Origin of the sequence: Duganella alba (genome assembly GCF_009674495.1) — a bacterium.
Classification (GTDB): Bacteria; Pseudomonadota; Gammaproteobacteria; order Burkholderiales; family Burkholderiaceae_D; genus Rugamonas; species Rugamonas alba.
The window spans coordinates 49,330-58,399 of the sequence record NZ_WKJN01000035.1; the positions used below are offsets into that span (position 1 = coordinate 49,330).

Here is a 9,070-nt window from a genome sequence, read left to right on the forward strand (position 1 = left end):
AGCACGCTACCCAATGTCCGAATGTCGGCACTGACCCCGGTTTTTTTATTTCCAGTTGTTCCACGCCGCCAGCACGGCGTTCGGGTAGTCCGGCTTGCCGCGGCTGCCGTTGTAGCGGCCCAGCGCCAGGTACAGATTGCCCGCCTCCATGTCCAGGTACATGCGCAGGATCGAACAGCCATAGCGCAGATTGGTCTGCATGTTGAACAGGGCGCTGCGGTTGCGGTCGCCGATGATGTTGGTCCAGAACGGCATCACCTGCATGTAGCCGCGCGCGCCGACGATCGACACCGCGTACTTGCGGTAGGCCGACTCCACCTGGATCAGCCCCAGCACCATGCCCGGATCGAGCCCGGCGCGGCGCGCCTCGTACCAGACGGTGGCCAGGAACTCGTTGCGGGTCTGGTCGTCCGGCAGCTTGCGCTTGAGCCGGTAGGACATGGTCTCCAGCCAGTTCTGGTAGCGCGCCTGGTCGGACGGATTGCGGAAGCTCGGCGTTGGCGGCGTCGCGTCCTTGATCGCGTTCGACAGCGCCAGCCGCACCGCGTCGGCCAGCGCTTCCTCCTTCTGGTTGCCGGCCAGCGCCAGCGGCGCGGCCGCGGCCAAGGCCAGCAACGTCGCCGCCGCCAGCACCGTCCGGCGCAACAGCGCGGTCATCACTGCGCCATCTTGCCTTTGATGAAGGCCAGCACCTCGGCCACCGGCACGGCGGTCGCTTCGGTATCGCGGCGGCCCTGGTATTCCAGGTTGCCTTCCTTCAGGCCGCGGTCGCCGATCACCACGCGGTGCGGCACGCCGATCAGTTCCCAGTCGGCGAACATCTGGCCCGGACGGGCGCCACGGTCGTCGAGGATGACGTCGATGCCGGCCGCCACCGCGTCGGCGTACAACTGCTCGGCCGCCTGCTTGACCGCTTCGCTGCGGTCCATGCCCATCGGGCACAGCACCAGCTCGAACGGCGCCAGCGAGGCCGGCCAGATGATGCCCTTGTCGTCGAAGTTCTGCTCGATGGCCGCGCCCAGGATGCGCGTCACGCCGATGCCGTAGCAGCCCATCTGCAGCGGCGCCGGCTTGCCGTTTTCATCGAGGAAGGTGGCTTTCATCGCTTCCGAGTAGGCCGTGCCCAGCTGGAACACGTGGCCCACTTCGATGCCGCGCTCGATCGCCAGCACGCCCTGGCCGTCCGGCGAGGCGTCGCCTTCGACCACGTTGCGCAGGTCCAGCACCAGGTCCGGCTCGGCGCAATCGCGGCCCCAGTTGGCGCCGGTGTAGTGGTAGCCGGCGTCGTTGGCGCCGCAGACGAAGTCCGCCATGTTGGCGACCGTGCGGTCGGCCACCACGGTGACCGGCGCCTTGGTGCCGATCGGCCCCAGGTAGCCCGGCACGCAGCCGTAGACTTCCAGGATCTCGGCCTCGGTCGAGAAGCGGTGCGCGGCCAGGCCCGGCACCTTGCCGACCTTGACTTCGTTCAGTTCGTGGTCGCCACGCAACAACAACATGAAATACTGTTTAGCTGGTTTGCCGTCGGTTTCGGTCTCGACGGTCAGCGCCAGCGTCTTGACGGTCTGCGCCAGCGGCAGCTTCAATTGCTCGGCCACCAGCTCGCACTTGGTGGCGTTTGGCGTCTCAACCTTGGTCAGCGCCTGCGCCGCAGCCGGACGGGCGGCGTTGACCGGCAGCGCCTCGGCCGCCTCCATGTTGGCCGCGTAGTCCGAGGTCGGGCAGTACACCAGCGCGTCCTCGCCGGTGCTGGCGATGACGTGGAATTCGTGCGAGCCGGTGCCGCCGATGGCGCCGTTATCGGCTGCTACCGCACGGAACTTCAAACCGAAGCGGTTGAAAATACGGGTATAGGCGTCATACATGATCTTGTACGACGCCTGCATGCCGGCCAGGTCGCGGTCGAACGAGTACGCATCCTTCATGGTGAACTCGCGGCCGCGCATCAGGCCGAAGCGTGGACGGCGCTCGTCGCGGAATTTGGTCTGGATGTGGTAAAAATTCAACGGAAGTTGACGGTACGATTTAATTTCCGAACGAACAACATCGGTGATCACTTCCTCGGCGGTCGGCTGGAAGGCGAACTCGCGGCCGTGGCGGTCCTTGATGCGCAGCAGTTCGGCGCCCATCTTGTCCCAGCGGCCGGTTTCCTGCCACAGCTCGGCAGGCTGGATCAGGGGCATCAACAGCTCGACCGCGCCCGATTGGTTCATTTCTTCGCGCACGATCGCTTCGACCTTGCGGATGATTTTCAGACCCATCGGCATGTAGGTGTAGATGCCGGAACCGAGCCGTTTGATCATGCCGGCGCGCATCATTAACTGATGGCTGACGATCTCGGCATCGGAAGGCGCTTCTTTAAGCGTGGAAATAAAAAAACGTGAGGCGCGCATACGGTGAATTCTTTTTAAAAAGAGAGAGTTATAATCAACCTAATTTTAAAGGATTAGCTGGCTGATGCATCCATACTTTATACAAATGCGTTCAAATCAGGGCCCTCCGGCGGTTTTCGTACCCCGAAAACCGGTCCGGCGTGCCTTTTTGTGGGCAAAAATATAAGACAGGAGCTCGGCCGCAGAAAGTTTGAGGTGCAATATGCTCGATCGTGAAGGGTTTCGGCCCAACGTCGGCATCATCCTGCTGAACGCCCAGAACGAGGTGTGGTGGGGCAAGCGGGTGCGCGAGCACTCATGGCAATTTCCGCAAGGCGGCATCAAATATGGGGAGACGCCGGAGCAGGCGATGTATCGCGAGCTGGAAGAGGAAATCGGTCTGCGGGCCGAGCACGTCAAGATTGTCGGTCGCACCCGCGACTGGCTGCGCTATGAGGTGCCGGACCATTTCATCAAGCGGGAAATCCGCGGCCACTACCGTGGCCAGAAGCAGATCTGGTTCCTGTTGCGGATGTGCGCGCGCGATAACGACGTCAACCTGCGCCTGACCGACCACCCGGAATTCGACGCCTGGCGCTGGCATGACTACTGGGTGCCGCTGGACGTGGTGATCGAGTTCAAGCGCGAGGTCTACCAGCGCGCCCTGCAGGAACTGTCGCGCTTCCTGACCTGGCCGGCCAACGGCCACGACCGCCGGCACCACGGCTCGCGCTACCTGCGCCAGCCGCACGCGCCGCGCGCCGCCCCGGCGGCGCTGGCGGCGGTCGACGCCGACTGCGGCTGCGCCGACAAACCGGACGCCGGCAAAGACGGCGGATGATGCAAAAAAGCGGGACAGTCCGACTGTCCCGCTTTTTTTACGTACAATGGCGGCCTATGTTCAATCCTTCCTCCGACGATGTCCGCCGCTTCTTCTGCGAAGCCTACCGCAAGCAGCGCGCCCACGACATCCTGACCCCGATCGAAACCATGGCGGCCGACTGGATCCGCCACCATCCCGAATACCACGACGTGCTGGCGGATGTGGAGACGGCGCTGACGCGCGACTACCAGGTCGAGGGCGCGCAGGCCAATCCCTTCCTGCATTTGTCGATGCACCTGTCGATCGACGAGCAGATCTCGATCGACCAGCCGCCCGGCATCCGCGCGCTGGCGACCGAACTGACGCTCAAGCTGGACGACGCCCACGCGGCGCAGCACGTGATCATGGACTGCCTGGGCGAGATGATCTGGAACGCCCAGCGCACCGGCACCCCGCCCGACGGCGCCGCCTACATCGAAGCCATCAAGCGCCGGCTGTAAAACCCGGGGTCAGGTCCCCATTTCTACACGAGCTCTGCCGTAGCCAAAGCTACGGCAGAGCTCGTGTAGAAATGGGGGACCTGACCCCGGAGTTTTAGCGGTGGGTGGCCAGGTTGCCCGGCAGGCTGTGCAGGTAGGCCGCCAGGTCCTTGATGTCCTGGTCGCTCAGCGGCTTGACCTGGCCGGTCATGATGGCGTTGCTGCGGCCGTTGGGGGCGTCGCCGCGCTTGTAGGCTTTCAGCGCGTGCTCCAGGTAGTCCTTGTGCTGGCCGGCCAGCTTCGGATAGCTGGGGTCGATCGGCGTATTGAAATCCTTGCCGTGGCAGCTGAAGCAGGCGTATTTTTCGGTCAGCGCCTTGCCGGCGTCGAGGTTGCCGGCCGCCTGCGCGGCACCGGCGAGCAGGGCCAGGCCTGCAATGGCGATCAGTTTGTGCATGAACTCGGTCCTCATTTCGGGTCGGCGGTGCGGGTCTGCTGCGCATAGAACGCCGCCACGTCGGCGATGTCCTGGTCGCTCAGGCTGGCGGCGATGCCGCGCATCGACGGGTGCTTGCGCTCCCCCTTCTTGTAGGCCTGCAGCGCGCTCTCGATGTACTTGGCCGACTGGCCGCCAATCATCGGCACCGGGAACACTTCGGGGAAGGTGGCTTTGTAGCCGGGAATGCCGTGGCAGCCGATGCACATTTCGATCTTGGCTTTGGCATTCTGGACGTTGCCCACCACTTCCGCGGCGACGGCGACGTGGGCGGTTGGGGCGAGGCCTGCGAGCACGAGGAGTGCGGTGAGTTTTTTCATGGTGTCTCTAAGTAAGTAATCGGATACTGCGATCTCGGATACTTCTACCACGGAGTCAATTCTATTGACTTTTGCTCTATAAGTGCAGGGATTCTAACCTAAGTATTTTTTATAAACAACACAAGCCCCCTGCCGTATCGAGCCCCCGCTCTAGCGTTTCCTTTTATACTGTTTGCTCTTTCTCTTCCCCGGATCGCCCACCATGCACGCACGTTTTGAAGGTTCCGACCAATACGTCGCCACCGCCGACCTGAAACTGGCCGTCAACGCCGCCCTCACCCTGCAACGCCCGCTGCTGATCAAGGGCGAACCGGGCACCGGCAAGACCATGCTGGCCGAGGAAGTGGCGGCCGCGCTGAACATGCCGCTGATGCAGTGGCACATCAAGTCGACCACCAAGGCGCAGCAGGGCCTGTACGAGTACGACGCCGTCTCGCGCCTGCGCGACTCCCAGCTCGGCGACGAACGCGTGCGCGACATCCACAACTACATCGTCAAGGGCGTGCTGTGGCAGGCCTTCACGGCGCCCGAGCCGGTGGTGCTCTTGATCGATGAAATCGACAAGGCCGACATCGAGTTCCCCAACGACCTGCTGCGCGAACTCGATCGCATGGAGTTCTACGTCTACGAGACGCGCGAGATGGTGCAGGCCAAGCACCGCCCGCTGGTGATCATCACCTCCAACAACGAGAAGGAGCTGCCGGACGCCTTCCTGCGCCGCTGCTTCTTCCACTACATCAAGTTCCCCGACCGCGACACCATGCAACAGATCGTCCAGGTGCACTACCCGCACCTGAAGCAGGAGCTGCTGGCGCAGGCGCTGCAGACCTTCTACGAGGTGCGCGAGGTCCAGGGCCTGAAGAAAAAACCGTCGACCTCGGAATTCCTCGACTGGCTCAAGCTCTTGATGGCGGAAGACATCCCGCCCGAAGCGCTGCGCAGCCAGGACCAGAAAGCCATCGTGCCGCCGCTGCACGGCGCGCTGCTGAAGAACGAGCAGGACATCCACCTGTTCGAACGTCTGGTCGCCATGGCGCGCCACAACCGATGAACACCCTGCTGCCCACCACGCTGGAACTGCACGGCGTGCGCCTCGAACCGCTGGGCGCCCACCACGCCGACGGCCTGCGCGCGGCGGCCGCCGACGGCGAACTGTGGACCCTGCGCGTGACCTCGGTGCCGGCGCCGGACGAGGTGGACGCCTACATCCGCAAGGCCATCGCGCAGCGCCCCACCCGGCTGGCATTCGCCGTGATCGACAGCGCCAGCGGCACGCTGGTCGGCACCACCAGCTACCACGACATTGTGGCCGACATCGGCCGCCTGGAGATCGGCTACACCTGGTACGCCAAAAGCCGCCAGCGCAGCCACGTCAACACCACCTGCAAGCTGCTGCTGATGACGCACGCCTTCGAGACCGTCGGCGCGGCGCTGGTCGGCCTGCGCACAGATAACTTCAACCACGCCTCGCAGGCCGCCATCGAGCGCCTCGGCGCGAAGAAGGACGGGGTGCTGCGCCACCACGCGCTGCGCCGCGACGGCACCGTGCGCGACACCGTCATGTACAGCATCACGGCCGGCGAGTGGCCGGAGATCAAGGCGCACCTGCGCTACCAACTGGCCCGGCACGGAACCGTCTGACATGCTGATCGATTTCTTCTTCACGCTGAAAGACGCGAAAATCCCGGTGACGATCAAGGAGTTCCTGACGCTGCTGGAGGCGATGCAAAAGCAGGTCATCACCACTTCGCTGGATGACTTCTACTACCTCGCGCGCCTGACGCTGGTGAAGGACGAGGCCCATTTCGACAAGTTCGACCGCGCCTTCGGCCTGTACTTCAAGGGCATCAGCGCGGTGTTCGACGACCACGCCAGCGTGCCGCTGGACTGGCTGGTGCAGCGCATGAAGCGCGAGCTGACGCCGGAGCAGATCGCAGCGCTGGAAAAATTCGGCTACGACAAGCTGATGGACCGCCTCAAGGAGCTGCTCAAGGAGCAGAAGGCGCGCCACGAGGGCGGCAACAAGTGGATCGGCACCGGCGGCACCTCGCCCTTCGGCCACGGCGGCACCAATCCCGAGGGCGTGCGCATCGGCGGCAAGGGCGGCAACCGCACGGCCGTCAAGGTGTGGGAGGCGCGCAGCTACCAGGATTACGACGGCGAACGGGAGATCGGCACGCGCAATATCAAGGTGGCGCTGCGCCGGCTGCGCAAGTTCGCGCGCCACGGCGCGGCCGAGGAACTGGCGCTGGACGACACCATCCGCGCCACCGCCAGCAACGCCGGCTACCTCGATATCAAGATGCAGCCTGAGCGCAAGAACAACATCAAGGTGCTGATGCTGTTCGATGTCGGCGGCACCATGGACGATCACATCGAGCGCACCGAGGAGCTGTTCTCGGCGTCGAAGACGGAATTTAAGAACATGGAGTTCTTCTACTTCCACAACTGCGTGTACGACTATATGTGGAAGAACAACCGCCGGCGCCACGCCGAGCGCTTCCCGACCTGGGACATCCTGCGCAAGTACCCGCCCGACACCAAGCTGATTTTCGTCGGCGACGCCACCATGAGCCCCTACGAGATTTTGCAGCCGGGGGGCTCGGTCGAGTACAACAACGAGGAAGCCGGCAGCACCTGGCTGGCGCGCTTCACCAGCGCCTTCCCAAAATTCGTGTGGCTGAATCCCGAGCCGGAAAACATCTGGCAGTACCGCCAGTCGGTCTCCATCATGCGCCAGTTGATGAACAACCGCATGTTCCCGTTGACCATGGATGGCCCGGAACGGGCCATGCGCACGCTGAGCAAATAAGGCCTGACCCGCACTGCGGCCAGCAGGGGTCTGCCGGGTGGCTCAGCCCGGCAGTTGCAGGCGGTAGCCGACGGCGGTTTCGGTCAGCAGGTAGCGCGGCTGCGTGGGATCGGCTTCCAGCTTGTGGCGCAGGTGGCCCATGTAGATGCGCAGGTAGTGGCCGTTTTCCGATTGCGACGGGCCCCATACGGCGCGCAGCAGCTGCGGGTTGGTCATCACACGGCCGGCGTTGGCCACCAGCACCGCCAGCAGCCGGTATTCGGTCGGCGTCAGGTGCACATTTTCGCCGCCGCGCGTCACGCGCCGGTTCTGCAAATCGACCGCGACCTCGCCAAACTGCACCAGCCCGCTCTTGTCGGCGGCCGGCTGGCGCTGGCGGCGCAAGGTGGCGCGCACCCGCGCCAGCAGTTCGCCGACGCCGAACGGCTTGGTCAGATAGTCGTCGGCGCCGGCGTCGAGCGCGCGGATCTTGTCGGCTTCGTTGACCCGCGCCGACAGCACGATCACCGGCACCGACGACCATTTGCGCAGGTCGATGACGAAGTCGATGCCGTCGCCGTCGGGCAGCCCGAGGTCGAGCACGATCAGGTCGGGCTTGCGCGTGCCGGCGTCGATCAGGCCCCGCTGCAGGCCGGGCGCTTCGAACACCTGCCAGCCCTCTTCCTCCAGCGCGGCGCGCACGAAGCGGCGGATCTGCGGTTCGTCTTCGACCAGCAGGGCGGTCGGCGCGGTGTTGTCATTCATGGTGTTCCTCTTCCGGCATGGCCGGTGGTGTGCCCAGCGGCAGCGTGAAGGTGAAGGCGGCACCACCCAGCGCCGACGCCGCCGCGCCGCTGCCGGCGCTGATGCGGCCGCCGTGCGCTTCGACGATGGCGCGGCAGATCGCCAGCCCCAGGCCGACGCCGGGCTTGGCCGATTCGCGCTCGCCGCGCGTGAATTTTTCAAACAGCGCTTCTTCGCGCCCCGACGGCAGGCCGGGGCCGTCGTCGGCCACCGTGATGTTGATCCAGGCGCCGTGCAGCGCGGCGCTGATGGCGATGCGCGCGCCCGGCGGCGTGTACTTGGCGGCGTTTTCCAGCAGGTTGGCCAGCACCCGTTCGATCAGCACGGCGTCGTAGCGCAGCAGCGGCAGCTCCGGCGGCAGGTGGGTGCTGACCTGGTGGTCCTTGAGCTGCGGCGCGCTGGCGCGCAGCGCGCTGCCGACCACTTCTTCCAGCGGCTGCCATTGCAGGTTGAACTTGACTTCGCCGCTCTGGATGCGCGCCATGTCGAGCAGGTTGGCCACCATGGTGCTCATGCGCAGCGCTTCGTCGTGCAGCGCGGTGGCGTCGGCCAGCTGGGCGGCGCTCAGCGCGGGCCGCGAACCGGCCAGCGCTTCGGACAGGCCGACCAGGGAGGTCAGCGGCGTGCGCAGGTCATGCGACAACGCCGCCAGCAGCGAGTTGCGCAGCCGTTCGGATTCCATGCTGACCAGCGCGTTCTGCGCGACGTCGATGTAGTGCACCCGCTCCAGCGCGATGGCGGCCAGCGCGGCGAAGGTGTCGAGCTGCTGGCGCTGCTCCGGGATCAGGATCCAGCGCCGCTGCTCCGGTTCGATCGCCAGCACGCCGCGCGTGCGCATCGGCGCCTGCAGCGGCAGGTAGAAGATGCGGCTGGCCGGCAGCGTGCCGGTGCCCAGGCCGGCCGGTTCGGCGCGGTCGTAGGCCCATTGGGCGATGCCGACGTCGATCGCCGACTGGTGCGCGCGGCTGGCGCTGTCGTGCGCGCC

The 9,070-nt window shown here is 65.1% G+C and carries 11 protein-coding genes; 5 read left to right on the forward strand and 6 right to left on the reverse strand.

The window, feature by feature from the left end; translation table 11 throughout:
- Positions 1 to 45: 45 nt before the first annotated feature.
- Both GJ695_RS25210 and GJ695_RS25215 read right to left on the reverse strand, forming a co-directional pair.
- The gene (locus tag GJ695_RS25210) at positions 46 to 657 is read right to left on the reverse strand and encodes a lytic transglycosylase domain-containing protein (protein ID WP_154369674.1); all 612 of its coding nucleotides are present in this window, start codon (positions 655 to 657) and stop codon (positions 46 to 48) included.
- The gene (locus GJ695_RS25215) at positions 657 to 2,393 is read right to left on the reverse strand and encodes a proline--tRNA ligase (RefSeq protein ID WP_154369676.1); all 1,737 of its coding nucleotides are present in this window, start codon (positions 2,391 to 2,393) and stop codon (positions 657 to 659) included. Before GJ695_RS25215 ends, GJ695_RS25210 begins: the two co-directional genes overlap by 1 nt.
- A gap of 202 nt (positions 2,394 to 2,595) precedes the next feature.
- Here GJ695_RS25215 and GJ695_RS25220 point away from each other — a divergent pair, with 202 nt between their 5' ends.
- Both GJ695_RS25220 and GJ695_RS25225 read left to right on the forward strand, forming a co-directional pair.
- Positions 2,596 to 3,213 (forward strand): RNA pyrophosphohydrolase, encoded by a 618-nt coding sequence (locus GJ695_RS25220; protein ID WP_229260642.1) that lies wholly within the window; start codon positions 2,596 to 2,598, stop codon positions 3,211 to 3,213.
- A 56-nt stretch (positions 3,214 to 3,269) separates the two neighbouring features.
- Positions 3,270 to 3,695 carry a DUF1841 family protein gene (locus tag GJ695_RS25225; protein WP_154369678.1) on the forward strand — a complete coding sequence of 142 codons (426 nt, stop codon included), beginning with the start codon at positions 3,270 to 3,272 and terminating at the stop codon, positions 3,693 to 3,695.
- A 94-nt stretch (positions 3,696 to 3,789) separates the two neighbouring features.
- On the opposite strand, the gene GJ695_RS29870 is transcribed toward GJ695_RS25225, so the two are convergent.
- Both GJ695_RS29870 and GJ695_RS29875 read right to left on the reverse strand, forming a co-directional pair.
- The gene (locus tag GJ695_RS29870) at positions 3,790 to 4,131 is read right to left on the reverse strand and encodes a c-type cytochrome (protein WP_154369680.1); all 342 of its coding nucleotides are present in this window, start codon (positions 4,129 to 4,131) and stop codon (positions 3,790 to 3,792) included.
- A gap of 11 nt (positions 4,132 to 4,142) precedes the next feature.
- Positions 4,143 to 4,490, reverse strand: coding sequence for a c-type cytochrome (locus GJ695_RS29875; RefSeq protein ID WP_154369682.1), 348 nt, complete (start codon positions 4,488 to 4,490; stop codon positions 4,143 to 4,145).
- 202 nt (positions 4,491 to 4,692) lie between these two features.
- Between GJ695_RS29875 and GJ695_RS25240 the strand changes: the two genes are divergently transcribed.
- From GJ695_RS25240 to GJ695_RS25250, 3 genes are read left to right on the forward strand one after another with little or no spacing between them, the layout of a single operon-like run.
- Positions 4,693 to 5,541, forward strand: coding sequence for an AAA family ATPase (locus GJ695_RS25240; protein WP_154369684.1), 849 nt, complete (start codon positions 4,693 to 4,695; stop codon positions 5,539 to 5,541).
- Entirely contained in the window at positions 5,538 to 6,131 is a 594-nt protein-coding gene (locus tag GJ695_RS25245; protein ID WP_154369687.1) for a GNAT family N-acetyltransferase, read from the forward strand. The genes GJ695_RS25240 and GJ695_RS25245 overlap by 4 nt, the downstream gene beginning before the upstream one ends.
- A 1-nt stretch (position 6,132) precedes the next feature.
- On the forward strand, positions 6,133 to 7,302 hold the full coding sequence (locus GJ695_RS25250; protein WP_154369689.1) for a vWA domain-containing protein: 1,170 nt from the start codon (positions 6,133 to 6,135) through the stop codon (positions 7,300 to 7,302).
- Between the two features lie 42 nt (positions 7,303 to 7,344).
- Here the strand turns inward: GJ695_RS25250 and kdpE are convergent, their stop codons facing one another.
- Together kdpE and GJ695_RS25260 are read right to left on the reverse strand one after the other, a co-directional pair.
- Positions 7,345 to 8,046, reverse strand: a complete 702-nt coding sequence (gene kdpE / locus GJ695_RS25255; RefSeq protein WP_154369691.1) for a two-component system response regulator KdpE — start codon at positions 8,044 to 8,046, stop codon at positions 7,345 to 7,347.
- Positions 8,039 to 9,070 (reverse strand): ATP-binding protein (locus tag GJ695_RS25260; RefSeq protein ID WP_166455407.1); only part of this gene is annotated, 1,032 nt, incomplete at its 5' end. The genes GJ695_RS25260 and kdpE, both read right to left, overlap by 8 nt.